This is a genomic window from Pedobacter metabolipauper (assembly GCF_004362715.1).
GTDB lineage: Bacteria > Bacteroidota > Bacteroidia > Sphingobacteriales > Sphingobacteriaceae > Pedobacter > Pedobacter metabolipauper.
In genome coordinates this window covers 1,166,543-1,193,269 of sequence record NZ_SNYC01000004.1, presented here as the reverse complement: position 1 = coordinate 1,193,269, position 26,727 = coordinate 1,166,543, and the positions used below count along the sequence as shown (strand labels likewise).

At 42.5% G+C, this 26,727-nt stretch carries 18 protein-coding genes; 8 read left to right on the top strand and 10 right to left on the bottom strand.

What is annotated here, in order from left to right; all coding sequences use genetic code 11:
* Position 1 precedes the first annotated feature (1 nt).
* From ATK78_RS11780 to ATK78_RS11765, 4 genes are all read left to right on the top strand, one after another.
* Positions 2–1,366, top strand: coding sequence for a TolC family protein (locus ATK78_RS11780; protein WP_133576270.1), 1,365 nt, complete (start codon positions 2–4; stop codon positions 1,364–1,366).
* On the top strand, positions 1,363–2,427 hold the full coding sequence (locus ATK78_RS11775; protein ID WP_133576269.1) for an efflux RND transporter periplasmic adaptor subunit: 1,065 nt from the start codon (positions 1,363–1,365) through the stop codon (positions 2,425–2,427). The genes ATK78_RS11780 and ATK78_RS11775 overlap by 4 nt, the downstream gene beginning before the upstream one ends.
* Before the next feature lie 15 nt (positions 2,428–2,442).
* Positions 2,443–5,658: an efflux RND transporter permease subunit gene (locus ATK78_RS11770; protein ID WP_133576268.1), complete on the top strand. Its 3,216-nt coding sequence runs from the start codon at positions 2,443–2,445 to the stop codon at positions 5,656–5,658.
* Between the two features lie 320 nt (positions 5,659–5,978).
* Positions 5,979–6,818 carry a hypothetical protein gene (locus tag ATK78_RS11765; RefSeq protein ID WP_133576267.1) on the top strand — a complete coding sequence of 280 codons (840 nt, stop codon included), beginning with the start codon at positions 5,979–5,981 and terminating at the stop codon, positions 6,816–6,818.
* Between the two features lie 54 nt (positions 6,819–6,872).
* On the opposite strand, the gene lpdA is transcribed toward ATK78_RS11765, so the two are convergent.
* Both lpdA and ATK78_RS11755 read right to left on the bottom strand, forming a co-directional pair.
* Entirely contained in the window at positions 6,873–8,279 is a 1,407-nt protein-coding gene (gene lpdA, locus ATK78_RS11760) for a dihydrolipoyl dehydrogenase (RefSeq protein ID WP_133576266.1), read from the bottom strand.
* Positions 8,280–8,347: 68 nt separating this feature from the next.
* The gene (locus ATK78_RS11755) at positions 8,348–10,009 is read right to left on the bottom strand and encodes an ArnT family glycosyltransferase (RefSeq protein WP_243732508.1); all 1,662 of its coding nucleotides are present in this window, start codon (positions 10,007–10,009) and stop codon (positions 8,348–8,350) included.
* 157 nt (positions 10,010–10,166) lie between these two features.
* Here ATK78_RS11755 and ATK78_RS11750 point away from each other — a divergent pair, with 157 nt between their 5' ends.
* Together ATK78_RS11750 and ATK78_RS11745 are read left to right on the top strand one after the other, a co-directional pair.
* Positions 10,167–12,038 (top strand): CocE/NonD family hydrolase, encoded by a 1,872-nt coding sequence (locus ATK78_RS11750; protein ID WP_133576265.1) that lies wholly within the window; start codon positions 10,167–10,169, stop codon positions 12,036–12,038.
* Positions 12,039–12,046: 8 nt separating this feature from the next.
* Positions 12,047–13,699 carry a M1 family metallopeptidase gene (locus ATK78_RS11745; RefSeq protein ID WP_133576264.1) on the top strand — a complete coding sequence of 551 codons (1,653 nt, stop codon included), beginning with the start codon at positions 12,047–12,049 and terminating at the stop codon, positions 13,697–13,699.
* Here the strand turns inward: ATK78_RS11745 and ATK78_RS11740 are convergent.
* From ATK78_RS11740 to ATK78_RS11720, 5 genes are all read right to left on the bottom strand, one after another.
* Positions 13,696–14,403 carry a DUF2490 domain-containing protein gene (locus ATK78_RS11740; protein WP_133576263.1) on the bottom strand — a complete coding sequence of 236 codons (708 nt, stop codon included), beginning with the start codon at positions 14,401–14,403 and terminating at the stop codon, positions 13,696–13,698. The genes ATK78_RS11745 and ATK78_RS11740 overlap by 4 nt on opposite strands.
* A 117-nt stretch (positions 14,404–14,520) precedes the next feature.
* Positions 14,521–15,753, bottom strand: coding sequence for a 2-oxoglutarate dehydrogenase complex dihydrolipoyllysine-residue succinyltransferase (gene odhB, locus ATK78_RS11735; RefSeq protein ID WP_133576262.1), 1,233 nt, complete (start codon positions 15,751–15,753; stop codon positions 14,521–14,523).
* Positions 15,754–15,769: 16 nt separating this feature from the next.
* Entirely contained in the window at positions 15,770–18,565 is a 2,796-nt protein-coding gene (locus tag ATK78_RS11730; RefSeq protein WP_133576261.1) for a 2-oxoglutarate dehydrogenase E1 component, read from the bottom strand.
* A gap of 63 nt (positions 18,566–18,628) precedes the next feature.
* Entirely contained in the window at positions 18,629–19,507 is an 879-nt protein-coding gene (locus tag ATK78_RS11725; protein ID WP_243732507.1) for a MerR family transcriptional regulator, read from the bottom strand.
* A 147-nt stretch (positions 19,508–19,654) separates the two neighbouring features.
* On the bottom strand, positions 19,655–21,001 hold the full coding sequence (locus tag ATK78_RS11720) for a DASH family cryptochrome (RefSeq protein ID WP_133576260.1): 1,347 nt from the start codon (positions 20,999–21,001) through the stop codon (positions 19,655–19,657).
* 156 nt (positions 21,002–21,157) lie between these two features.
* On the opposite strand from ATK78_RS11720, the gene ATK78_RS11715 reads away from it, so the two are divergent.
* Positions 21,158–22,063, top strand: coding sequence for a TIGR01777 family oxidoreductase (locus ATK78_RS11715; RefSeq protein WP_133576259.1), 906 nt, complete (start codon positions 21,158–21,160; stop codon positions 22,061–22,063).
* Entirely contained in the window at positions 22,060–23,364 is a 1,305-nt protein-coding gene (locus ATK78_RS11710) for a cryptochrome/photolyase family protein (protein WP_133576258.1), read from the top strand. Before ATK78_RS11715 ends, ATK78_RS11710 begins: the two co-directional genes overlap by 4 nt.
* Before the next feature lie 13 nt (positions 23,365–23,377).
* On the opposite strand, the gene ATK78_RS11705 is transcribed toward ATK78_RS11710, so the two are convergent.
* From ATK78_RS11705 to ATK78_RS11695, 3 genes are all read right to left on the bottom strand, one after another.
* Positions 23,378–24,283 (bottom strand): FKBP-type peptidyl-prolyl cis-trans isomerase, encoded by a 906-nt coding sequence (locus ATK78_RS11705; protein WP_133576257.1) that lies wholly within the window; start codon positions 24,281–24,283, stop codon positions 23,378–23,380.
* Positions 24,284–24,289: 6 nt separating this feature from the next.
* Positions 24,290–24,790, bottom strand: a complete 501-nt coding sequence (locus tag ATK78_RS11700; RefSeq protein ID WP_166664862.1) for an FKBP-type peptidyl-prolyl cis-trans isomerase — start codon at positions 24,788–24,790, stop codon at positions 24,290–24,292.
* A 141-nt stretch (positions 24,791–24,931) separates the two neighbouring features.
* Entirely contained in the window at positions 24,932–26,722 is a 1,791-nt protein-coding gene (locus ATK78_RS11695) for an acyl-CoA dehydrogenase family protein (RefSeq protein ID WP_133576255.1), read from the bottom strand.
* Positions 26,723–26,727 lie beyond the last annotated feature (5 nt).

Genomic DNA, 26,727 nt, shown 5'->3' with positions numbered 1-26,727 from the left:
TATGAACACAATAATTAAACCGATAAGAACAATTTCATTGCTGTTGCTAGGCATTGCGTTTTCTGGCGGGGCCTATGCTCAACAAACACTGAGCTTAAAGGATGCGCTGAACTATGCAATCCAGAACAGTGTTACGGTACGTAAAGCAAAGCTTGATATTGACGGCGGGAAGTTTAAAACCCAGGAGATCAGAGCCCAGGCTTTACCCCAGATTACCGGCAACGCCAGTTTAACAGACAACCTGATCCTGCAAAGCATCGTATTGCCAGGCGAATTTCTCGGCAAACCCGGCGAAGTAGCCATCCTGCAGGCCGGCACCAAGTACAACGCCGGAGCTGGAGTCCAGTTAAACCAGCAACTCTTTAACCAAACCGTTTTTACCGGTTTGAAGGCTGCAAAATCCAGCGAACGCTATTATAGCCTGAATGCTGAGCTAACTGAAGAACAGATTATTGAGCAGGTTGCCAATAATTATTATTCGGTTTTGGTAAACAGACAGCAGCTGAACGTGTTAGATACCAACATAAAAAATGTAAAGGTGGTAGAGAACATCATTGCCAATCAATATCAAAATGGTTTGGCTAAGAAAATTGATGTAGACCGGATTAAGGTTAATTTAACCAACCTGCAAACCCAAAGGGAGCAAACGGTGAATGCCATTGTTCAGCTCGAAAACCAGCTTAAATTCTCTATGGGCATGCCTGTAGAAACGGCTATTGTGATTCCTGCTGATCAGCTGACCGAAGTACGGTCTCTTCCGGAAATGGCAAATGCCATAGACCTGGAAAACAGGACGGAATTAAAGCTGGCCAACGTTCAGAAAGACCTGTATACGCTGGATAGAAAAGCCAAGGTTTCTGAATATTACCCTACCCTTGCGTTAAACAGCAATTATAACTATACCGGGGTAAGTAATAAATTTGATCTGTTTAAAGGCGGCAACAATACCACTGCAAACTGGTACGATATGGCTGCAATTGGCATCACCTTAAAGATCCCGATCTTTGATGGTTTCGCAACCCGTTCAAGGGTGCGCCAGGCAGATGTTAACCTGAGAAAAGCTGATGAGGATATCCGTCAGACTAAAAACTCGTTAAACCTGGCCTATGAAAATGCGAAGATCGTTTTGAGAAACAACATGAACACGATCACTGCACAGCGTCAGAACGTGATCCTTGCACAGGAGATCTATCAAAGTACCCAGAACAATTACAACAATGGCCTTGCTGCGTTAACCGATCTTTTAGATACAGAGAACGCATTGACACAAGCACAAAACAGTTACAATCAGGCATTATTAAACTATAAGATTGCCGAAATACAATTAATCAAATCAAACGGAAATATAAAATCACTATTACAATGAAAAGAATAATCATAGCGGTCCTGGTAATTGCTGTTGTCGGTGGAGCCATTGCATGGGTATTAACCAACAATAAAAAGAAAAATGCCGAGAAAACTGCCGTTGTTGCAGAAGGAGGCGGCGCAGTAAGTGTGCGCGTAGCGACGATTAAGAAAGAACCTATTGATCTTGATTTTAGTACCAATGGCATCTTTACCCCAAATCAGGAGCTGAACTTCCTGTCTGAAAATGCTGGCCGCGTAAGCAAGATCTATGTTGACGAAGGCGACCGTGTAAGTAAAGGTCAGGTTTTGGCCCGTATTGATGCTGAAATTTTAAACACAGATAAAGAAACCGCTGAGGCAACCTTACAAAACGCAATCAGGGATGAAGAAAGATACAGCAGCTCTTTTAAAACGGGCGGTGTAACGCAGCAGCAGCTGGACCAGGCTAAACTTGCCGTTCAAAATGCACGTCTGCGCCTGCAAAGCTCTCAAAGAAGGGTTAGTGATGCAAACATCAAATCGCCAATTAATGGTATCGTCAATAAAAGATACATTGAAGTAGGTGCTTTTGTAACTGCACAGGGAACCCAGTTGTTTGAATTGGTTGACGTTTCTAAATTAAAGCTTCGTGTAAATGTAAATGAAGGACAGGTTGCCAATTTAAAAACAGGCGATGAGGTACAGATCAAATCTAATGTATTCCCTGCAGACAACTACTCCGGAAGAATTACTTTTATCGCTGCCAAAGCGGATAACTCGTTAAACTTCCCGGTTGACATTGAAGTAGCGAACAACAAGAAAAATGACATCAAAGCCGGTATGTACGGTACAGCTATCTTCAAATTCCCTAAACAAGCACCAGCTTTAACCATTCCACGCGGATCTTTTGTAGGCAGTGTAAGCAGCAACCAGATCTTTGTTTTGGAAGGCGGAAAAACTGCAAGGATACGTAAAGTAATTGCAGGCAGGATCCTTGGCGAGAATGTAGAAATTGTTGATGGATTAAAAGAAGGTGAAACAGTAATTACAAGCGGACAAATTAACCTGGTTGATGGCAGCGCCGTTGCTCCCATAAAATAACGAAAACCCATTCAAATGAAAATTACAGAAATTTCTATAAAGCGCCCTACCCTTGTTATCGTGGTTTTTACCGTGTTAACACTGATGGGACTGCTGAGCTATTTTGGATTGAGTTATGAGCTATTGCCCAAGTTCTCTCCAAACGTAGTTTCGATATCTACCATATACCCCGGAGCTTCTCCGGCGGAGGTTGAAAATACCGTAACTAAAAAGATAGAGGACGTCGTATCCTCTATGGAAAACATCAAGAAACTAAACGCTGTTTCTTATGAAAGTTTGTCGGTAGTAACCATCACCTTAACCGATCAGGCTGACATCGATCTTTCATTGAACGACGCCCAGCGGAAAGTAAATAGCGTTCTGGCTGATCTGCCGGAAGATGTTAAGGCACCATCATTAAGTAAGTTCTCCCTGGATGACTTACCGGTGATTACCATGTCTGCTTCTGCAAAAATGGATGATGCAACTTTTTTTGACCTGATTGATAAACGCGTCGCACCTATCCTTTCCAGGGTTTCTGGCGTTGCTCAGGTTAACCTTGTTGGCGGACAGGAACGTGAGATCGTAGTTGGCCTTGATGCCGATAAGATTCAGGGTTACGGACTTTCGCTGCCTCAAATTCAGCAAGCCATCTTAACTTCCAACCTGGATTTCCCTACCGGTAGTGTTAAAACAGAAAACCAGGACATTTTAATCCGACTTTCTGGAAAGTACAAGAACGTAGACGAGCTAAGAAACCTGGTAGTTGGTAACAGCAACGGCGGTGCACAAATTCGTTTGAGAGATGTGGCCGATGTTCAGGATGCTCAGAAAGATGTGGAGAAACTGGCACGGATTGACCGTAAAGGCGCCATTGCCATCCAGATCATTAAACAAACGGATGCCAATGCCGTTGAAGTGAGTAAGCAGATGCAGGCCGTTATTGCGAAACTCCAGGTAGATTATAAAGCCAACCAGTTAAACATTAAGATAGTAAATGACAGCTCTGTATTTACACTCGAGTCTGCCGATGCGGTAATCCACGATTTAATCCTGGCAATTATCCTTGTAGCCTTTGTGATGTTGTTCTTCCTGCACAGTATCAGGAATGCGGCCATTGTAATGGTATCGATCCCCGCGTCATTGATTGCTACCTTTATCGGAATCAGCTTGTTTGGCTATACGCTGAACCTAATGTCCTTATTGGGATTATCACTCGTAGTAGGTATCCTGGTGGATGATGCGATCGTGGTACTGGAAAACATTTACAGACACATGGAGATGGGCAAGAACCGCGTTCGTGCGGCTTACGATGCAACCAGTGAGATTGGTTTTACCGTAGTATCCATTACCCTGGTAATTGTAGTGGTGTTCTTCCCGATCACCATCAGTACCGGATTGGTATCGAATATATTAAGACAGTTCTGCGTGGTGGTGATCATTGCGACATTATTGTCGCTGGTAGCTTCATTTACCATTGTTCCGCTATTGTCTTCACGCTTTGGTAAATTAGAAAAGATTGAAGGTAAGAATGTATTTGGCCGTTTCATCCTATGGTTTGAGCGTCAGCTGCATAAATTCACCATCTGGATTACTGGTATCTTAACCTGGACCCTGCGTCATAAAGCAATCACACTGATTGGTGTATTTTTATTGCTGCTGAGTTCTTGCGGACTAACCTTCGGTGGATTTATCGGTATGGAGTTTTTCCCAAAAAGTGATAAGGGTGAATTCTTAGTGCAGATCGAACTGCCAAAAGATGCTTCTCTGGAAAAAACAAACCAGGTTACCCAACAGGCTGAAGCATTTTTACAATCAAAACCTGAAATTACACAATTGATCACTACAGTGGGACAATCAAGTGGTGACTTTGGTGGTACGCAGGCTACAGCTTACAAATCTGAGATCAATGTTAAATTGGTTGACCGTGATAAACGTACTGATGAGTCGAGTATCTACGCCACTAAAGTAAGTCGGGAACTGGCTAAACAGCTGGCGGGTGCTAAGGTTAAAACTGTTCCAATCAGTATTCTGGGTATTGCAGAAAATGCAAATATCGACATGGTAATCATGGCTTCAGATTTAGACAGCGCATTGGTTTATGCCGAACAAGCGATGAAAATATTGCAAGGTGTTCCGGGGGCTGCCGAAGTTAAGCTTTCAGTAGAGAAAGGAAGTCCGGAGATCAATGTTCAGGTAGACCGCGATAAGATGGCCGCATTGGGTCTTACCCTGCAAACGGTAGGGTTAACGATGCAAACGGCATTTAGTGGAAATACAGACGGTAAATTCCGTAAGGGTGAATACGAGTATGACATTAACATCCGCTACCAGTCCTTTAATCGTAAAAATATTGATGATGTTAGGAACCTGATCTTTGTAAATGCAAACGGACAGCAGATTAAACTGTCGCAATTTGCGGATATTAAAGAAGGTGCCGGTCCAAGTCAGCTGGAAAGAAGGGATAAAAGTACTTCTGTTTCCATCAAGGCCCAAACGATCGGAAGACCTACAGGTACAGTGGTTTCTGAGTTCCAGGCACAGCTTGATGAGCAGGAGAAAAATGGTAAACTGAGAAAACCGGTTGGCGTAAGCTACGTATGGGCTGGTGACCAGGAAAATCAAAGTGATGGTTTTGGTACTTTAGGTATCGCCCTGCTTTCATCCATTATATTGGTTTACCTGATCATGGTTGCGTTATATGATAGTTTTGTATATCCTTTTGTGGTGATGTTCTCTATCCCGCTTTCCATTATTGGCGCATTACTGGCACTGGCATTGGCTAACCAGTCGCTGGGAATCTTTACGATCCTCGGTCTGATCATGCTGATCGGGTTGGTGGCCAAGAATGCGATCATCCTGGTCGATTTTACGAACCAGATGAAGAAAGAAGGTAAAACAACCCACGATGCACTGATTCTTGCGAACCATGCACGTTTGCGTCCGATCCTGATGACAACCATTGCCATGGTTATTGGTATGATGCCAATTGCATTGGCAAGTGGTGCCGGTGCGGAATGGAAAAACGGACTTGCATGGGTAATCATTGGTGGTTTAACCAGTTCATTGTTCTTAACGCTGATCGTGGTTCCGGTAATGTACCAGGTATTTGACAGTCTCCTGAATCGTTTAGGATTTAACAAGCCTGGAAAAACGATGGAAGAACTGATGGTTGAACCCTATGACCATGTTGATGTAAAAGAATATAATGATGATGATGACCTGAAGCTTGATTCAAAAAGCGGTCATTAATTAATAAAAGGCTTTAGCTAAAAGCTGTCTGAGTTTATCTCTTCGTCATCCTGGTTGATTTCAGGATAAAATTGAGGCCTTTGCCTTAACGACGTTGAATATCTTCAGACAGCTTTTTTGCGTTAAAACAATTTGGGGCGATTTTCTGTAGTGTTTATACAAGGCATAAGGCTTTCGTTCTATGCCTGAATATTGTTTTTACAGCAGTTAGCGCTTTTAAAAGCCTTGTGATGATTTGTAGCATCTGAAGTATTTAAATTTGCCGATACCGCATATAGACTTGATGTACTGCATACATGAAAACCCATTTTTTACCACGTATGATCCCTGATTTAGCTGCATTAAAATACAAGCTTTTATTTTTGATGCTCTTTTCTTTCAGTATCCAGGTCTATGCCCAGCACCCTCCCGTCTTTGAGGGAATGACCATTGACACCACCTACATTGTATTGAATGACCTGCGTGTAAACTTAGTACGTTACGGATATGGAAAACCCAATATTAATTTCCTGGCTATTCATGACGATGAGGATACCGGCATTAAAGCTGCTTTTGAATACATCCGGTTTAATGGCGGAAAGGTCATTGATTCCCAGTATGGGGATGTCAGGAATTTTAAATTCAATTACTGGGAGAAAGAATACCAAACCGATCCAAACAGCATCTATACCCCTGCCGGGATCAAGATCGGACTGGAGAAATATGGCAACTTTAATGACGAAGTTTCCAAGCAGCTTGAAAGAGCTTCTAAGGTAATTTTAAATCTATATCATGCCCATAATAAGCCTGATTATATGTTTACGCTGCATAACAATGCAGATGGTGGCTTTGGCATATCTTCTTACCTGAAGGGATACGACCTGGAAAGTGCAGCGGATTCGGTATACATTAATTCTGAAATGGATGCAGATGATCTGGTACTGGTAACGGAGCTGGCCTTGTTTAATGGCCTTAAAGCAGAAAAGGTAAATGTGGTATTGCAGTCGCGGGAAGCACCCGATGACGGCTCACTTTCTATCTATGCCATGCACCAGAAGATTCCGTACATCAATGTAGAAGTTCAGCATGGGCACCAGGAAGAACATCTGCGGCTGATAGAGATCGCCGTAAAGGTGTTAAAAGAAACCTATCCGGATTTAAAAGGAAATGCCCCCAAATAATCTATTTGGAGGCTATTCACCACTTAGGGTCCCTTTTTAAAGGGAAGTTTCGTATTAGATGTGTATTGCTCTGTTTTCTGTTGCTGCCATTGCAGCTTCTTTTAGTGCTTCTGTATATGTTGGATGGGCATGGCAAATTCTTGCAATGTCTTCTGCAGAGGCACGGAATTCCATAGCAACTACTGCTTCTGCAATCATATCTGCTGCTCGGGGGCCGATCATATGTACCCCAAGGATCTCATCGGTACTGGCATCAGCCAATACTTTTACAAAGCCATCGGTATCCATACTTGCTTTAGCCCTGCCGCTTGCTTTAAATGGAAACGATCCTGCCTTATACTGCGTTCCTTTTTCTTTAAGCTGCTCTTCAGTGTATCCTACCGAAGCCACTTCTGGCCAGGTATACACCACACCAGGGATCAGGTTATAATTGATGTGCGGCTTTTGTCCGGCTATACGCTCTGCAACATAAACCCCTTCATCTTCTGCCTTATGGGCAAGCATTGCACCTTTAATTACATCGCCGATGGCAAAAACACCGGGAACACTGGTTTCCAGATGCTCATTAACCGGGATCTTGTTACCGCGTTCTTCGGTCGTAACGCCAATATTTTCAAGGCCTAAACCTGCAGTATAAGCAGTACGGCCAACGGCTACGATACAGTAGTCGGCCTCTAAGGTTACTTTTTCACCTTTTGCATTGTCTGCCGTTACGGTAACTTTTTTGCCTTTTGCAGTTGCACCAGTCACTTTATGACCCATGTAAAACTCCATGCCCAATGATTTTTTAAGCACACGCTGCAGTTCCTTTCCCAAACCTGCATCCATCGTTGCAATGATGGAAGGTAAGAACTCCACTACAGATACCTTAGTACCCAGACGGGCATAAACAGATCCCAGTTCAAGTCCGATTACCCCGCCGCCTATAACGATCATTTGTTTCGGGACTTCGGTAATATTTAAAGCTTCTGTTGAAGTGATGATGCGTTTTTTATCAACCGGAAGAAACGGCAATGCAGTCGGCTTAGAACCAGAAGCAATGATTACATTTTTTGCGGTAATGGTTTCAGTACTTCCATCTGCTTTGGTGATCTTGATGGTGTTTTTATCTACAAAAGATCCAACACCTTCAAAAGCATCAATTTTATTCTTTTTAAACAGGTACTGGATACCTGCAGTATTTTGATTGACAACGTCATTTTTACGCGCAATCATTTGCGGCATATCTACCTTTAAATCCTTCAGTTCAATACCATGGGTCTTGAATGTATGGGCTGCATTGTGAAAATGTTCTGAAGAGTCTAACAGTGCCTTTGATGGGATACATCCTACGTTTAAGCAGGTTCCGCCAAAGGTTTTATATTTTTCTATAACTGCTGTTTTTAAGCCTAATTGGGCGCATCTGATTGCTCCAACATAACCGCCCGGGCCCGAGCCAATTACAACTACATCGTATTGCATATAAAAGGATTTTTTTGTACAAAGTTAATAATCCCTGATACAAATAAGGTATTAGAATTCGCTTTATTCTATTTTATGAGGACAAGCTGACTTGCCCATAACACTTCTTTTCTTTTCTTATGGTTCAGGAACTTTCCATTTACCCGTGTGATCCTGAAACTATCAAAATTTCTGACGAGTTCTACCTTCACCCCTTTCTCCACCAGATGGTCTATGAACACCTTTTCGGCAAATAAAAGATAGGGCTTTGGCGGAAGCCGGTCTTCCTCTCCCTCCCGGTAATCGTGAACATCCTGATTGGAATAAAAATCTATTGCATAGAAATAGGTGTTGCAGGCTTTTACCAGCGGCAGCTGTTTTGGGTTATTGTGGTTGATCCAGAATGCAGCCTCACTATCTGCCTGGTACCGGATCAATTCCGGGTAATAGGCCAGGTTAAAATAAATATTGACGAAGAACACGACCACAACGGACATAAAAAATATACGGAACCTGTTGTTTGCCTGGTATCGGGTCAACATCCCCAAAATAAAGGTAAGTACAATACCGGCAACGGCAGCGAAGGAAAGCTGCGGACGGAAGAAATAATGGAGCACGCCAATGATCAGTGTCATCAGCACAATGATTACCCCCTGCATGATCCGGATGTTCCGGATCTCCTTTTCTGAGCTTAACTGCACGATGTACCGTGCCGTAAGGATGGCAAAAAATGGAAAGATAATGGTGAGGTAATGCGGCAGCTGGAATTTAGACGCCGAGAGCACCACGAACGTAAGTGCGGCAGCACAGATGCATAACCATTCTATTTCTGCTGCCTTTTTCTTGTTGCGGAAAAATTGGACCAGGCCAATGTAGAACAGAAATGACCAGGGTAAAAATGCCCAGAGACTGGTGTGCAGAAAGAACGATGGATCGCCGTTGGTCTTCTTGATCGGCCCGGTGTTAAAGAAGCGCCCAAACTGGCTGTCCCAGAAAAAGAATTTTAATCCGGATACGTTCGTTTGTCCGAATACTACCTTTTCCGGATGTGCATCGAACTGAACGTATAAGCTCCACAATTCAGGAACGATCAACAGGGCGACAAGAACTACCGCCAGCAACCATCTGAAGTTGAAGAGCATTTTCCAGTTTTTGGTAATGAGCAGCGTACCTGCAATGGCACCAAATACCGGGATCAACGCAAATATCCCTTTCGTCATTACCGCACAGGCGGCAAGCAGGGAACCAAAAAGCAGGTGCCAGAACCACTGTTGCTGCTGTGCCCTGTAAAAGTGGTACACGCTGCCTATAACAAGCCCCGTTAAGTAAGGCTCTGCACGAACATCAGTATTTGAAATGATAATATGCTGCGCAGTGAGCAAGATTAATGATGCCCACAATGCGGTCTCTTTGTTATAAAACAGGATGGCCAGCTTGTAGGTATATACAGCGGCCAGTACCACAAATAGAATGGCCGGTAGTTTATAGGCCCAGGTTGTAATGCCAAATAACTTAAAAGATAGTGCAGCCATCCAGAATGGAAAATGTGGTTTATCCAGCCAGTCTGTACCCTCTACAAAAAGCTCCATAAAATTATTTTTAACCGCCATCGTTTTTGCAATGGATGCGTAGAGCGCCCCATCTGGTCCAATAATGGTGACAAATAATCCGCTAAAATTAATTAAAACGGCCAGGCCCGTAAACAGGTACAGCCAGTTGATCCTTTGTTTGGAAAGCTGATCTTCCATCATATTGTATTCTTTTTAATAAAGGGTGCATCGATTACTGTCACCGCTATAAAAGTAAATAAAAAGCATTTACGGATGTAAATTTTTAAAGACATGGGCATTTCAACCGTTAAAGATTTTTTATTTTTTGTAGGTTTAAAGCTTAAATCATTATAGCATCATGGCCCGTTTTAAATTTCTATGGATAGCCGTACTCCTATGTACCGGACTTTCCTCTTTTTCTCAAACCACAGATTCAGCATTTGTACGCGAAAACTATACGAAGATTGAACGGAGCATCCCGATGCGTGATGGCGTTAAATTGTTTACCTCCATCTATATCCCTAAAGACCAAACTAAGAAATATCCGTTTTTAATAAACCGGACCCCCTATACCGTTGCCCCATATGGGGAGAACAACTTTAAGACCACGCTGGGCCCTTCCCCTTTTCTGCTTAGGGAAGGATTCATCTTTGTATACCAGGATGTGCGCGGAAGATGGATGAGTGAAGGTGAGTTTGTAGACATCCGCCCGCATGTGGACAATAAGAAAAGTAAAAAAGACATCGATGAAAGTTCAGACACCTATGATACCATAGACTGGCTGGTAAAGAACATTCCGAATAACAATGCAAAAGCAGGCATCTATGGCATTTCTTATCCTGGGTTCTATTCTACCACGTCATTACCAGGTGCCCACCCGGCATTGAAAGCTGTATCCCCACAAGCTCCGGTTACCGATTGGTTTGTTGGCGATGATTTTCACCACAATGGTGCGTTCTTTTTAGCGGATGCATTTAACTTTTTATCCAGCTTTGGTGTACCGAGACCTAAACCGATTACGCCAGATAAAGGGCCTAAACCTTTTAATTTCCCGATCACAGATAACTATCGTTTTTACCTGAGCATTGGGGCCTTAAAAAATGCCAATCTTAAATACTTTGGCGACAGCATCAAATTCTGGAATGACATGATGGCCCATGGCACAAATGATGATTTCTGGAAAGCACGCCTGATCCTTCCGCATTTAACGAACGTAAAACCTGCAGTTTTGGTTGTTGGTGGTTTCTTTGATGCAGAAGATGCGTATGGCACCTTTAAAACTTACCAGGCTATTGAAAAGCAAAATCCTGGTACAAATAACAAGCTCGTGATGGGCCCGTGGTTTCACGGCGGATGGGTTAGAAGTACAGGCGCCAGCTTTGGGGATATTGACTTTGGACAACCCAACAGCACCATTTACCAGAAAGACCTTGAGATGCCATTTTTTATGCATTACTTAAAAGATGGCCCTGACCCTAAACTTGCAGAAGCCAACATCTTCCTGACTGGAAGCAATGAGTGGAAAGGCTTTGAGACCTGGCCTCCGAAAAATACAGAAAACAAAACGTTATACTTTCAGCCAAATGGTAAGTTAAGCTTCGCGAAAGCGGCTGTTCCAGCAAGCTTTGATGAATACGAAAGCGACCCGAACAACCCGGTTCCTTACCAGGATGGTGTACAGGCCAAAAGAACCCGCGAATACATGATCGACGATCAGCGTTTTGCAGCCCGCAGGCCTGATGTTAAAGTGTACCAAACAGAAACATTAACGGAAGACATTACCCTAACGGGTCCGCTAACGGCAGATCTATTCGTGACCACCACGGGCACCGATGCCGATTATGTTGTTAAACTGATCGACGTATACCCGGAAGATGCGAAGGCCATGGAGCCTAATCCAAAAGGTATCATTATGGGTGGTTACCAGATGCTGGTACGTGGTGAGATTATGCGTGGTAAATTCAGAAACAGCATGGAAAAACCTGAACCTATTGAACCAGGAAGAGTAACGCAGGTAAAATATGAACTTCCTGATGTAGGCCACACGTTTAAAAAAGGACACAAGATCATGATCCAGGTTCAAAACTCCTGGTTCCCTTTGGCAGACCGAAACCCTCAGCAGTTTCTGGACATCTATAAGGCAAATGACAGTGATTTCCGTAAAGCAACGCACCGAATCTATCACGATCAAACCCATGCTTCTTCACTAACGGTAACGGTGTTGAAATAAATACGGTGATGAAAAGAATCTTATTCCTGCTGCTGGTTAGTATGTGCTTTGCCGGTTCATCAGAGGCACAGCTGTTAAGTGGCAAACATGTATTTTCAAAGGCTGATTCATTACGTGGCCTGCTTACACCACTTAGAACATGCTACGATATTAATTACTACCATCTGGATGTAAAGGTTGATATTGACCAGAAATTTATCAGCGGCAGTAATGAATTCCGGTTTACCGCAACCCAGAATTTCAGCAGGCTGCAGTTTGACCTGTTTAGCAACCTCAAAGTTGAAAAGGTAATGTATAATGGCGCAGAGCTTCCATTTTCAAGGGAGTTTAATGCGGTGTTTATTACGTTTCCTGCAGAGATTAAGAAAGGAAGCAAACAGAGCTTTACGGTATTCTATTCCGGCAACCCGGTCATTGCACGCAATGCACCCTGGGACGGGGGTTTTATATTTACCAAAGACAGATCTGGCAATCCATGGGTTTCTGTAGCCTGCCAGGGCTTTGGTGCCAGTTCCTGGTGGCCAACAAAAGATCACCAGAGTGATGAGGCAGACAGCATACTGATCAGTGTAAGTGTACCTAAAAATTTGCAGGAGATTTCAAATGGCCGCTTGCGCAGCATTGTTGAACGTGCCGATGGTTATGCCACGTACAATTGGTTTGTTTCCAATCCGATTAACAACTATAATGTAACCTTGTATATTGGCAAGTACGCCCATTGGGCTGACACTTACGCTGGAGAAAATGGCAAGCTGACCCTGGATTACTGGTCGTTAAAAGAAGACAGCACTGTGGCACGCCCCCATTGGGATGCCGATGTAAAGCCCATGTTAAAATCTTTTGAGCATTGGTTTGGACAGTACCCATTTTATGAAGACGGGTATAAGCTGGTACATGCACCATTTCTGGGCATGGAACACCAGAGTGCAGTGGCATACGGCAATAAGTTCAAAAAAGGATATTTAGGAAGGAGCTATACCGGATCAACCTGGGGCAATCAATTTGATTACATCACCATCCATGAAAGCGGGCATGAATGGTTCGGCAATAACATCACATCCAAAGACATTGCCGATATGTGGATCCATGAGGCTTTTACAAGTTATTCTGAAGTTTTATTTTGTGAATCCAATTATGAAAAAGAAGCCGGTTCGGATTACATCATCAGTTCCAGGAGAGCGCTGTTAAATAAAAGTCCGATCATTGGATACTACGATGTAAATACAGAAGGATCTTCGGATATGTATTACAAAGGAGCCAATATGATCCACACGATCCGCCAGCTCATAAATGACGATGAGAAATTCAGAAACCTGCTTAGGGGATTAAATAAAACCTATTACCATAAAACGGTGACCACCCGGGAGATTGAAAGCTATATTTCAAAAGTCAGCGGATTGAAACTGGATAAGTTTTTTGACCAGTACCTGCGCCATGCGAAAATTCCTGTGCTGGAATATAAAGTAGTGAATGGACTGTTGTCTTACCGGTGGATTACAGACGTAAAAGGTTTTGACATGCCCGTAAAAGTGACGGTAAAAGATGAAACCTATACCCTGATCTATCCAACCAACGACTGGAAAACCATAAAAACCAATATCAGGGAAGATGCTTTTAAGGCTGATCCCAACTTTTACATCGGTGTAAAAAAGGTGATTTAAAAGCGGGTATAAACCGCCAGCTGAATAATGTGGTTCGATGTATTGTTATTTGCCCCATTGACCGACTGGTTCATGTAACCGGCTTCCAGGTCCATCTTTTTACTAAAACGGTAGCCTCCCGCAAGGTAAACCCGGTTTTGATCAAACAGGCTGTTGTTTATTTTTTCTTTGTTCTGAACATTAAAGAAAGTTTCATTTTGAACAGCTGCGAATACACCTTCTGAGAAATTCTTTTTATCTCCGGTAAGCGGAACCAGGAAACGGATAAAGTACCTTAGTCGCTGAGAAAAGACCGGATCTGGTGCAGTGGTTTCCTGAAAGCGCTGTTCCAGCCTGAACCTGTGTGACACATTGATGCTTTTGATCTTATGGGTTAAAATATACTGCTCCCATATCCGGTGTTCAGTCCGGATATCGTCTGCCGCACCATCCAGGTGCAGATACGTATTGGTAAGCAGGTAACCGAGGGTTGCGTTTGTATTGGAACTGATGTAGTACGTTACTCCAGGACGAAACAGGAAACTGCCCACGTTTTCCCAATTGTCTCTGGATCGCAGCTGAACATCCAGGTGCATGCCCCATTTGTTGTTAAACTTAGTGCTGTTCAATAAGAACAGCCAGCCGGAATTTTGTGACACGGTCTGTGAAAAACCAGTTGAGCAAAAGATGCAGAGGGTAAAGAAAATTGCGGTTAGGTGCTTCATTGTTGTATTTGTGTTCAGCTAAAATATAAAAAGAATTACAAATGCGCATAAAAAAGGCTGCTTTCGGATTGAAAGCAGCCTGTATATTTTAAAGCCGGTTATTATGGCCCTTATTTTTTAAACGCCTAAAAGTAACCGTGCAGGATCTTCAAGCAACTGCTTAACGCGAACCAGGAAGCCTACAGATTCCCTGCCATCAATGATCCGGTGATCATAAGATAAAGCTACATACATCATCGGACGAATCACCACCTCACCTTTTTCTGCAATTGGACGCTCAATAATATTGTGCATTCCAAGAATTGCCGATTGTGGTGCGTTTATGATTGGAGTAGACATCATAGAACCAAAAACACCACCATTGGTAATGGTAAACGTTCCGCCTGTCATTTCTTCAATCGTTAATTTACTATCACGTGCTTTAGTAGCCAGTTCGATCACCGTTTTCTCAATTTGAGCAAGGCTCATGCTGTCAGCATTGCGTATAATTGGAACCACAAGACCTTTAGGTGCAGAAACGGCAATTGAAATGTCTGCAAAATCATTGTATACCACTTCTTCTCCATCAATACGTGCATTTACAGCCGGAAAGTCTTTTAAGGCCTCACATACTGCTTTGGTAAAGAAACTCATGAAGCCTAAGCCAACACCAAATTTCTCCTTAAACTGATCTTTATATTTACTACGCAGGTCCATGATCGGTTTCATGTTCACTTCGTTAAACGTAGTTAACATGGCCGTTTCATTCTTAACGGCAACCAGTCGTTTAGCAACGGTTTTACGTAACGGGGACATTTTCTGTCTGCGTTCATTTCTTGAACCAGGTACAATTGGTGCCGCAGCTGCTGGAGCCGCTTTTGCTGCAGGCGCTGCCGGAGCTTTCTCTGCTTTTAAGGCATCTTCTTTAGTAATACGTCCATCCACACCAGAACCTTTTACAGACCCTGCATCCACACCTTTCTCTGCCAATATTTTACCGGCAGAAGGTGACGGGGTACCTGTTGCATAGCTGTCGCCAGTTTTTTCAGCTACTGGTGCAGCCGATTTATCTTCAGCAACAACTGCTTTTTCTTCTTTTGGAGCAGCAGGTTCCTCTTTAGACTTAGGTGCAGCACCGCCATCTTCAATTTTACAAACTACAGCACCTATAGCAAGGGTATCCCCTTCTGCAGCTACTGTTTTTAAAGTTCCGGCCTGCTCTGCAGTCAGTTCAAAGGTTGCTTTATCAGATTCCAATTCGGCAATTACTTCATCCATTTCTACTGCATCACCATCATTTTTTACCCAACGGGATAAAACAACTTCGGTTATCGACTCGCCAACTGGCGGAACTTTTATTTCTATGCTCATAATAGTGTATTATTTTTTAATCTACATTATATACTTTACTCACTGATTTTTTAGCAATCTTTTGCTCTTTCTCAGTAACAGGCATCTCAAACGCCCTGGCCAAAATGTATGCCTGCTGATCTGCATGTTGTTTTGCAAATCCGGTAGCGGTACTGCTGCTTTCGTTCCTTGAGATAACCTCAATATCGTTAAAACTGGTTTTTCTAAGTCTGCGCAATAAATACGGCCAGGCACCCATATTTTCAGGCTCTTCCTGTACCCATACCGCTTCATTTGCATGCTTATATTTTTTATACACCGACTCCATTTGTTCTAATGGTGTTGGGTACAGCTGCTCCACACGAACAATGGCTACATCTTTGATCTGGTCCTTTTGTTGTTTTTCCAACAACTCATAATAGATCTTACCGCTGCAGAACAATACACGGGTTACGTCTGCTGCCTTTAAATTCGGATCGGCAATTACTTCCTGGAATTTACCATCGGTAAACTCTTCCAGCTTAGAAACGCACTGCGGATGGCGCAGCAGACTTTTGGGAGTAAATACCACCAAAGGCTTTCTAAAGTCGCGTTTAAATTGTCTGCGTAACGCATGGAAAAAGTTTGCAGGTGTAGTGCAATTGGTTACCTGCATGTTATAATCTGCACAAAGCTCCATAAAACGCTCAATCCGTGCAGAAGAGTGCTCAGGGCCTTGTCCTTCATAGCCGTGCGGCAATAATAGAACAAGTCCGTTTTCACGTTGCCATTTTGTTTCTGCACTGGCAATATATTGATCTACTACAATTTGTGCCCCATTGAAGAAATCTCCAAACTGAGCTTCCCAAATGGTTAATGCATTCGGGTTAGCCATGGCGTAGCCATATTCAAATCCAAGAACGCCATATTCTGACAGGTGCGAGTTGTAAATATCGAAAGGTGCCTGCTGATCAGAGATATTAGCCAATGGGATATATTCTTCTTCAGAATCTTCAAGGGTTAGAACCGCATGGCGGTGAGAGAACGTACCACGTTCAACATCTTGTCCGCTTAGGCGCACACGTTTACCTTCAGCAAGGATTGTTCCATAGGCCAGCTGCTCACCCATAGCCCAGTCAAACACATGTGTAGTGCTTGCCATTTTACTGCGTTCCTCAAAAAGCTTTTCAATCTTTTTAAAGAATTTTTTATCAGAAGGCAAGGTGCTGATTCTTTTAGCGATCTCCAGCAACGTGCTTTTCTTAACTGAAGTATCCGGTGAGTTTTCAAAGTCTTTAGGCGTGGCAATCCGCATATCTGCCCATGCACCGCCAAATTTCACATCCTGATAGGTAGATTTAATTTCTTTGGCTTCATTTAAGCGTTCCTGTAAAAGGCTGCGGAATTCTTTTTCCATTTCCTTGGCCAGGCTGGCTTCCATTTTACCTTCACCAATCAATTGCTGAATATAGATGTCACGTGGATTGGCGTGTTTTTCAATGCTTTTGTAAAGAAGCGGCTGGGTAAATTTAGGCTCATCGGCCTCATTGTGCCCAAACCTGCGGTAGCAAAGAATGTCAATGAACACATCATTTTTATATTTCTGACGGTATTCCATAGCCAGGTTAATGGCATATACCAATGCTTCAACGTCATCACCGTTTACGTGAAATACCGGCGAGAGGGTTACCTTTGCAATATCGGTACAATACGTACTCGAACGGGCATCTTTATAATTTGTGGTAAAACCGATCTGGTTATTGATCACCAGGTGGATCGTTCCCCCGGTTTTATAACCATCCAGGCTGGCCATCTGGATTACTTCATATACAATTCCCTGGCCAGCTACAGACGCATCACCATGAATTAGTATTGGTGCAATCCGGGCATTATCACCGCCATATTTAAAATCTATTTTAGAGCGCGTCATTCCTTCTACCACCCCATTTACGGTTTCGAGGTGAGAAGGATTGGGGCATAAGCTTAAGTGCACACTGTTACCGTTATTGGTGGTAACATCTGTAGAATATCCCAAGTGGTATTTAACATCACCACCAAAAGGAGATTCGGCACTATAACCTTTACCTTCAAATTCTGCAAAAATGTCTTTATAGGTCTTTTGCATGATATTGGCCAGAACATTTAAGCGTCCGCGGTGTGCCATACCAATTACAAACTCTTCAATTCCCTGTGCAGCGCCTTTTTCAATTACAGAGTCCAGTGCAGGGATCAAAGCTTCCGCACCTTCTAAGGAGAAGCGCTTCTGACCAAGAAATTTGGTACCCAGGAAATTCTCAAAGCTAACGGCTTCATTCAATTTCTTAAGGATCCTTCTTTTCTCATCGATGGAAAAGTTTGGTGTATTGCGTACGCTTTCCATCTTTCCTTCAATCCAGCGAAGTACTTCAGGAGTACGTACATATTTGTATTCTGCGCCAATAGAGCGGCAGTAAGTCTGCTTTAAAAAAGCAATGATATCACTAAGTTTAGCAGCACCGATTCCAATTTCAATTCCTGAATTGAAGATGGTATCCAGATCAGCTTTGGTTAAGCCAAAGTTTTCCAGGTCGAGGGTAGGCAAGTGTAAACGTCTTTCGCGCACAGGGTTAGTCTGCGTGAACAAATGGCCGCGCTGGCGATAACCGTTGATGAGGTTTAAAACGTTAATTTCTTTTAAAAAATGCTCAGGTGTTTCTGCACTCACTTCAGCGCCGGCAGCACCTCTTCCAAAGTCGAAGCCTTCAAAGAATTTCTGCCATCCAAATTCGACTGAATTTTGATCTTCTTTATATGACTGATATAAGGATTCTATGTATTCGGCATTTGCGCCATTGAGATAAGATAAATTATCCATTATGTTTAATTGCTATAAGTGTTGCAAAATTAGGATTTTACCTTATAAAACAGGTAAATTTCTTTATAATTCTTCAAGAAACTCAGTCATATCGCAAACATTTTTCAATGGCGTAAGCTGATCTTTTACGAGAATATCAAATTCAGAGATCAAACTTCCTGCCACCAGCAACGGAACATTCAGATTATCCATCACTTTGCCAATAACCTTATTGATATCTTTCCCCAAATTTAAGGAGGTAAGCACAATAAATGCATAATCAGGCTTGTATGATGCGACTACTTTGACCAGGTCGGGATATGGAATTTCAGATCCGAGATACAGTGTTTCATGTCCGCATTTCTTGAGTAAATAACGGGTAAACAATAGCCCGGTCTCATGCATTTCAGCTTCAGGTAAAAACAGGAGAAACCGTTTAGGATGTTTACGCTTTGGCTTTTCTACCCTATCAATCTCCACAATGATGCGGTCACGGATCAGGTTAGATGCAAAATGCTCGTGAGAGGGATCAATGGTTCCTGTTTGCCAAAGCATACCTATCTTTTTCATGAATGGAAACAGCACGAGATCCATGGTCTTTACCAGGCCCATTTCATCGATACAACCAGCGAGGGTTTCAGAAAAAACCTCTTCGTTATATTCCAGCGTTGCATTAGAAAGGTTAAGGATCTGTATAGAGTCGTTTTTCCAATCGGTTTTAAGTTGTATAACCAGGTCTGAGATTTGCTTTTGGCTCATCTTAGCAATTCTGCTAATCTTATAGCCGTTCTCATTTAAGGCAACAATATTTAAAAGGGACTTGAGATCTTCTTCCGTATAATAACGGATATTCGTAGGTGTTCGTTTTGGCGGTACAAGATTGTACCGAATTTCCCAGGCTCTAATGGTATGGGCTTTTATGCCGATTAAGGCCTCAATATCGCTAATGGAAAAATTCTTCACGTCTCTTAGTTACAACAAATGTTAAACAACTTTGTTTAAAAAACAATTTTTGTTTAGTATTTATTGCACGATTAAAATACCCGTCATAAAACAGGAATTAATATACTAAGTAATTTTTTGATTTACAATAAGTTATAAAAACAGAGATCAGGCATATGTTGGAGCGGCAGAAACGTCGACATCCAGAATTTTAATCTGTTTGTCCAAATCAAATACATTTTTAGATTTCAGGTCCAGACCGGCACCGGCTACATTTGCCCAGTTTCCCCAATTACTTGCAGGAGAATAATCCAATAGTTTCTCTTCAAAATAGGCGGCACCATAGATCCAGTGTACCCTTAAAACATGAACCAGATAAGTAGCAACAAGCAGTCTTGCTGCATGCGGAATAAATCCGGATTCATTCAGTTCTTTCATGTAGCGGTCTACCAGCACATGTCCGGTATCTGCAGATTTCCATTTCCGGATGGCCGCGTTATAGATCGTTTCTGGTTCGGCAACCCATTTTTCCAGTTCTGGTTCCTGAAAGAATTTAACACCATGCTTTTTAAACATAAAGCGGTAATAATCCCGCCAGAGCAGCCCTAAAAAGATTTGGTTAAAGTTGGTGTTGTTTCCGAATTTCCCTTCCGCAGATTTAACCATCCAGTATACTTTTCGCGGCGACAAACAACCGAGGGCCAGCCATGAGGATAGCCTTGAAGAGAATCCTGCTTTATCCGAATTGCCCTTTACGCTTTTCAGGTAAATATCAGAGCCTTCCTTAAGCAGGTGCTCCAGGTGCTCCAGTCCGGCAGCTTCTCCGCCTTTGGTATATAGATCTGGTGAGGTGTTAACTTCAAAACCTAATGCATCCAAAGTTGGCAGTTCACCCCATTCCTTGCTTTCAATGATCCCGGAATTTTGAATGCGCTCAAGGTTCTCAGCGTTCTTAACGTTCTCAATACCACCAACAAAGTTAATTACCGCAGGTTCTTCAAAGCAGGCTTTAACGATTGCATCGCGTTCGGTCTTCTTCTTAAACTGGGCAAAAATATCGGGAATGTCTTTTATAGGAAAGGGAAGATCTTCTTTATTGTAAAGCGTATGTCCGATAAAGTGCTTTAAGTTGATCTTATGTTTCCAGAGCAGATCTTCAACCTTAGCGGATACGGCAGTTTCTTCAGGCCCTACTTCACGGTGATGGTATACTTCAGAAATGTCGTATTTCTCAACGAGTTTTGCCATTTCATCTTCGGGTTTACCATTTACCAGAAGCAGGTTTCCACCTAATTTTTGAAAAGCGGCTCTTAAAGCAGAAATACTTTCCAGCAGAAATTGAACTTTGTTAATTCCTGATTTCGAAGTTTCAAAACGTGTTTCCTGAATCAGACTGGGATCAAAAAAATAAACCGGTAAAATATAGTCTGATTTGGCTATGGCCTCTACCAACATTTCATTATCATGTAAGCGGAGATCGTTCCTAAACCAAACCAATATTTTCTTAAACTTCATTAACTTGCTGATGAATTTTACATTATGGAATACAAAAATATACGATTTTATATCTAATTACGTATACATAAAGCAATATTTACATAAGCAAAACAAAAAATGGTGGACAAAACCCCATTTTGCTGAATTAAAGTACAAACATAAGGTGATTCAATTATGAAAAAACAAATCCTGATTACGGGAGCAACAGGAATGATCGGTAAAAAGCTGGTCCAGGCACTGCATAGTGCAGGGCATTCAATTGCTGTACTCTCGAGAAAATCAACCCCTATAAAAAATGCAAAAGTTTACACCTGGGATGTATATAAACAAGAAATAGATTTGAACTGCATGAATGGTGTAGATACCATTATTCACCTTGCAGGAGAGTCAGTTGCAGAAAAAAAGTGGACCAAAGAGCGCAAACAACAAATCATAGACAGCAGGGTATTGAGTACTCAATTGCTTTATAAGGCGATTAACGAAACCGCGGCACCGGTAAAAAACATGATCTCTGCATCAGCTGCCGGATACTATGGAGACCGGGAAGAAGAAATACTGATTGAAGAGGCTGCTGCCGGGACCGGCTTCCTTGCCCATTGCACTAAACTATGGGAAGAGGCTGTTGACCAGGGACGCTCAGTCGGCTTAAGGATCGTTAAGTTTAGAATTGGCTTTATTCTGGGCAAAGGAGAAGGTGCACTGGCATCACTTGATAAGCCCATCCGGTTCTTTGCAGGCGCTCCGTTAGGAAGCGGTAAGCAGTGGATTCCATGGGTACACATTGACGACATCATTGCGATGTTCCAGACTGCAGTCGAAAATCCGGTATATGAAGGCACTTATAATGCCTGCGCTCCTTTTCCGGTAACCAACAAGACATTGACCAAAGCAATAGCTGCCAGGTTAAGCCGTCCGGTATGGCCAATTCATGTGCCAGAAAAAGTACTCGAAATGATCCTTGGTAAGATGAGTGTGGTTACCCTGATGAGCACCAACACTTCGGCACAAAAACTATTGGATGCCGGCTTTACATTCAAATACACCCAACTGGATTCTGCCTTAACCGATATCTATAAATGAGCAAAGAAATAAGTGTTTGCTGGCTGAGAAGAGACCTGAGACTGGAAGATCATGCTGCATTATATGCTGCACTTAAAAGCCCCTATCCGGTTCTCCTGCTTTTTATCTTTGACAGAAACATCCTGGACCAGCTTTCTGACCGGGAAGATGCCAGGGTTACCTTTATCCACCAAACCCTGCAAAACATCCAGTCCAGGCTGACAACATATGGCTCATCTTTACTGATAAAGTACGGCACTCCGGAAACATGCTGGACAGAAGTACTGAACAGTTATACCGTTAAAGCCGTATTTACCAATCATGATTATGAGCCTTATGCTCAGGAAAGGGATGCGGCCTTAGCGGAGTATCTGGCTTCTGAGCAGATTGAATTCAAAACATTTAAAGATCAGGTTATATTTGAGAAAGCTGAAGTGGTAAAAGCAGACGGCAAGCCATATACGGTATTTACCCCTTATTTTAAGCAATGGAAACAAAAGCTTAAAGATTTTTATCTGAAGTCTTACCCTGTAGACAAGTACTTAAAAAACCTGTTCAAAACAGACCAGCTATCCTTCCCTTCACTAAAGGACATAGGCTTTAACGGATCTAAGCAGAAATTCCCGGCATTACAGCTTGAGAATAAGCTGGATGCCTATGAGGAGAAAAGGGATTTCCCAGCAGAAGATGCAACCACCCGCATCGGTGTCCATTTAAGGTTCGGAACCATCAGCATCAGAAGGGCTGCACGGCAGGCGCTGGAAGAAAATGCCGACAAATGGCTTTCAGAACTCGCATGGCGGGATTTTTACATGATGATTCTCTGGCATTTTCCACGTATCGTTACCACCGCATTTAAACCTGCTTATGACCGTATTAAATGGAGAAACGATGAAGCCGATTTTAAGGCCTGGTGTGCTGGTGCAACCGGGTATCCGCTGGTAGATGCCGGAATGCGGCAGCTAAATGAAACGGGTTATATGCACAACCGCGTTAGGATGGTCGTTGCGAGTTTTCTGACCAAGCATTTACTTATAGACTGGCGATGGGGCGAGGCCTACTTTGCAGAGAAGCTGCTGGACTATGAGATGGCAAGTAACGTTGGCGGCTGGCAGTGGTCCTGCGGATGCGGTAATGATGCTGCCCCTTACTTTAGGGTATTTAATCCGGAACTGCAGACAAAAAAGTTTGATCCGCATTATGCATACATCAATAAGTGGGTACCGGAGTATCAACAAAAAAAGCATGTCAAACCTATTGTTGATCATGCTTTTGCAAGAGAAAGAATCTTAAAAGTATTTAAGGCAGCATTAAACGAATAGTGCTGCCTTAATATTAATTTTCTACATCCAGAATATCAATTGTAAAATCCAGTGAAGCATTACCAGTGATCAAAACTGCCCCTGTGCTGGTATCTACGCGACCTGCATGGCCATAAGCCAAAACAGATGGCACAACGATGCGAACCTTCGCCCCTTTCTTAAAGTTCTTTAAAATACCCCAGCCTTCAATTAGTTGCGGCAATACATATTGTGCTTCATCTAAACTGGACTGAAACTCAACACCATCCAGCGTACGTCCGGAATAATTAAGGGTCAGTTCGGATTGAGAAGTGATCGGTTCTGTTCCGGTACCGGCTTCAAGAATCTGGTAATAAACACCGGACGGATCTTTTGTAGCTACCAATCCGGAAGTTGTTAAAAATGCAGTAATGTGCTGATCGTCAAGCACCGCTTGTTTCTCTGCATAGGTAGTAACCTTTAGTGCAATAATCTCATTAGAAGGAACATTGATCGCCTCTAAACCATTTTTACCAAAAGCCAGGTAAGATGGAAGGATGATCGTAGCTACGCCACCAGGTTTAAGTGCTTTAATGGTAGTTAGAATTGCAGGAATGGCCTTGCCGTTAAATGAAGTAGTATAACCAACCCTTGTACCTAAATTAAGATAAGATGGTGTCGAATAATATTCCGTTCCATTCAACAGGGAGCTCACCGTGATAGAATACCTTACAGAATCTGTGTTTGTATAAAGCGTGCCTGTTCCCGGAGTAGTTACCTGGTAATAAAATCCTGTTTTTTCAGGATCCTGAATGGCATTGGCCACGTTATTATTACTTAGGTATTGTTGTATTTTTTGATCGTCTATATTTTCAATGGATTCATATTCCTTCTTACAAGAATTTAAAAGAACTGCAAGACCCAGCAAAACAAAGGTATATGAAGATAATTTTTTTAACATGTTATTTTATTTAACTACTTTTTTTAAATCAATCGTAAAATCCAACACGGAGTTGGGTGGTACCCCAGTTACGGTGTAATCCTTGTAAGCAAGGGGCGATGGGATCAGTAACCGGATCTTTCCGCCTTGTTTAACCAAAGGCAATCCATACTGCCAGCCTGGCATTACATTTTTTAACCGGAACTTATAGGTTGCCGTATCTGTTGTTCTGCTAAAAGAAGAAGTGTCTGCGGTCAGACTTCCAAAACGAAGTAACCTGCCTGCGTACAAAACATTTAAACTGTCGTTTAATTCAATGGACTCAGTTCCTGTACCCGCGGCCAGGATCTGGTAATATACCCCATTATTATCCCTTAACATTGGGATCTTAGTAGAGTCTAACCATTTTTTGATCAGTTCTTCATCCTTAACAAACTGGCTGCTTTCATCATAGACTTCTGATTTTTGACACGCAGAGATCACTACGATGCTGAAAATCAGTCCCAGAAAAAGCCAACTTTTTAACATAATGCACAAAAATAGTCTTTTATTAGTCATAGAACAATTTTTAACCAATTTTAACATTATAGTCCCACAGCAAAATGTGGCAAATAAAAAACGCCCTTAACGAATTAAGGGCGCCCCAGTTTTAATTATGAATTGTTATGACTAGTAACAATATTTATTGGCAGCGATCAATTGCTGCGCTACTTTTTGACGGACATCTTTTACATTAAAAGCTTCCATCTTGGTAAATCTTCTTAAACCAACCATCATCATCTTTAATTCATCGCCATCAGCAAAAGCCCATAGTGCTTCTTTTCCGGCCTTTTGAACGCCGTCTACTGCTTCAACAAAATAAATACGCATCAAGTTAAGCTGACCTTCACATGCTTCAGCACCGCGAAGGCTTACTAATTTTTCCGTTCTTAACATTGCAGACTCCGCCACATAAACATAGCTGGCCATATTTGCAATATTCATCAGGATTTCCTGCTCTTTTGATAAGCTCATCATTAACTTTTGCACGGCAGAACCTGCGACCATTAATGTCGCTTTCTTCAAGTTCTTAATGATCTTTTTTTCCGCAGCAAACAGTGTATCATCTTCGTCACCGAAATCAGGAATGGACATCAGCTCTCCTGCTACTGCTGTAGCGGGGGTCATTAGATCCAGTTCGCCTTTCATGGCGCGTTTAAGCATCATGTCTACAGTAAGGAGCCTGTTGATCTCATTGGTACCTTCAAAGATCCGGTTGATCCGGGCATCACGGTACGCCCTGTCCATTGGTGCTTCGGCAGAGAAGCCCATACCACCATAGATCTGAACACCCTCATCCACCACATAATCCAGGGCTTCAGAACCCCAAACTTTCAGGATGGCGCATTCTACAGCAAATTGTTCAGTAGATTTTAATTTAGCTTTACTGGCTTCCATACCCTCAGCTACTAAAGCATCATAGGCATCGTCAATATTTTGTCCGGCGCGGTAGTTGGCAGAATCAACGGCATATACCTTAGCCGCCATCTCAGCAAGTTTAAACCGGATGGCACCGTATTTAGAGATCGGGCGGTCAAACTGGATCCGTTCATTGGAATAGTTAATAGCAGTATCGATCACTGATTTTGAGGCACCTATTGCTGCTGCAGCAAGCTTGATCCTTCCGATATTCAGAATATTTACAGCGATCTTAAAGCCATTCTGACGGTCAGAAAGCATATTCTCTACCGGAACATGGCAATCATTAAAGAAAACCTGACGGGTAGAAGACCCTTTAATTCCCATTTTATGCTCTTCAGGGTTCATGGTAATTCCACCAAACTCACGTTCCACAATGAAAGCAGTTAAATTGGCATCGTCATCAATCTTTGCAAATACAATGAAGACATCTGCAAAACCACCATTGGTAATCCACATTTTCTGACCATTGATCACATAATGCTTACCATCACCGGTTAATTTCGCCTTCGTTTTTCCGGAGTTTGCATCCGAGCCTGAGTTGGGTTCTGTTAAACAATAGGCAGCTTTCCACTCGCCAGTACCCAGCTTAGGAATATATTTATCTTTTTGTTCTTTATTTCCATAATATAAGATGGGCAGCGTACCAATCCCGGTATGTGCAGAAAGGGCAACGGCAAAAGAATGTCCGGCGCCAATTACATCAGCAACGAGCATGGAAGTATTGAAGTTCTTTCCAAAGCCACCGTATTCTTCAGGTATAGAAACACCTAAGATTCCAAGTTCACCGGCTTTATCCATTAGCGAAGGCATCAATCCTTCTTCCTGGGTATCAATCCGGTCCAGATGAGGGAATACTTCTGCTGCTAAGAAATCACGGCAGGTTTGCGCAATCATCTTTTGCTCTTCATCAAACTCTTCAGGAATAAATACATCCTGGTAATTGGTTTCTGTTATCAAAAACGCGCCACCTTTAATTGTTTTTTTGTCTGTAGTTTCCATATGTA

What these genes read in the sequence shown, in the direction of transcription:
- ATK78_RS11705 (WP_133576257.1), bottom strand. Translation starts at nt 24,283, where the DNA reads ATGTTAAAAAAATTATCTTCATATACCTTTGTTTTGCTGGGTCTTGCA.
- ATK78_RS11770 (WP_133576268.1), top strand. Translation starts at nt 2,443, where the DNA reads ATGAAAATTACAGAAATTTCTATAAAGCGCCCTACCCTTGTTATCGTG.
- ATK78_RS11780 (WP_133576270.1), top strand. Translation starts at nt 2, where the DNA reads ATGAACACAATAATTAAACCGATAAGAACAATTTCATTGCTGTTGCTA.
- ATK78_RS11695 (WP_133576255.1), bottom strand. Translation starts at nt 26,722, where the DNA reads ATGGAAACTACAGACAAAAAAACAATTAAAGGTGGCGCGTTTTTGATA.
- ATK78_RS11740 (WP_133576263.1), bottom strand. Translation starts at nt 14,403, where the DNA reads ATGAAGCACCTAACCGCAATTTTCTTTACCCTCTGCATCTTTTGCTCA.
- odhB (WP_133576262.1), bottom strand. Translation starts at nt 15,753, where the DNA reads ATGAGCATAGAAATAAAAGTTCCGCCAGTTGGCGAGTCGATAACCGAA.
- ATK78_RS11715 (WP_133576259.1), top strand. Translation starts at nt 21,158, where the DNA reads ATGAAAAAACAAATCCTGATTACGGGAGCAACAGGAATGATCGGTAAA.
- ATK78_RS11750 (WP_133576265.1), top strand. Translation starts at nt 10,167, where the DNA reads ATGGCCCGTTTTAAATTTCTATGGATAGCCGTACTCCTATGTACCGGA.
- ATK78_RS11730 (WP_133576261.1), bottom strand. Translation starts at nt 18,565, where the DNA reads ATGGATAATTTATCTTATCTCAATGGCGCAAATGCCGAATACATAGAA.
- lpdA (WP_133576266.1), bottom strand. Translation starts at nt 8,279, where the DNA reads ATGCAATACGATGTAGTTGTAATTGGCTCGGGCCCGGGCGGTTATGTT.
- ATK78_RS11755 (WP_243732508.1), bottom strand. Translation starts at nt 10,009, where the DNA reads ATGATGGAAGATCAGCTTTCCAAACAAAGGATCAACTGGCTGTACCTG.
- ATK78_RS11720 (WP_133576260.1), bottom strand. Translation starts at nt 21,001, where the DNA reads ATGAAGTTTAAGAAAATATTGGTTTGGTTTAGGAACGATCTCCGCTTA.
- ATK78_RS11745 (WP_133576264.1), top strand. Translation starts at nt 12,047, where the DNA reads ATGAAAAGAATCTTATTCCTGCTGCTGGTTAGTATGTGCTTTGCCGGT.
- ATK78_RS11700 (WP_166664862.1), bottom strand. Translation starts at nt 24,790, where the DNA reads ATGTTAAAAAGTTGGCTTTTTCTGGGACTGATTTTCAGCATCGTAGTG.
- ATK78_RS11710 (WP_133576258.1), top strand. Translation starts at nt 22,060, where the DNA reads ATGAGCAAAGAAATAAGTGTTTGCTGGCTGAGAAGAGACCTGAGACTG.
- ATK78_RS11765 (WP_133576267.1), top strand. Translation starts at nt 5,979, where the DNA reads ATGATCCCTGATTTAGCTGCATTAAAATACAAGCTTTTATTTTTGATG.
- ATK78_RS11775 (WP_133576269.1), top strand. Translation starts at nt 1,363, where the DNA reads ATGAAAAGAATAATCATAGCGGTCCTGGTAATTGCTGTTGTCGGTGGA.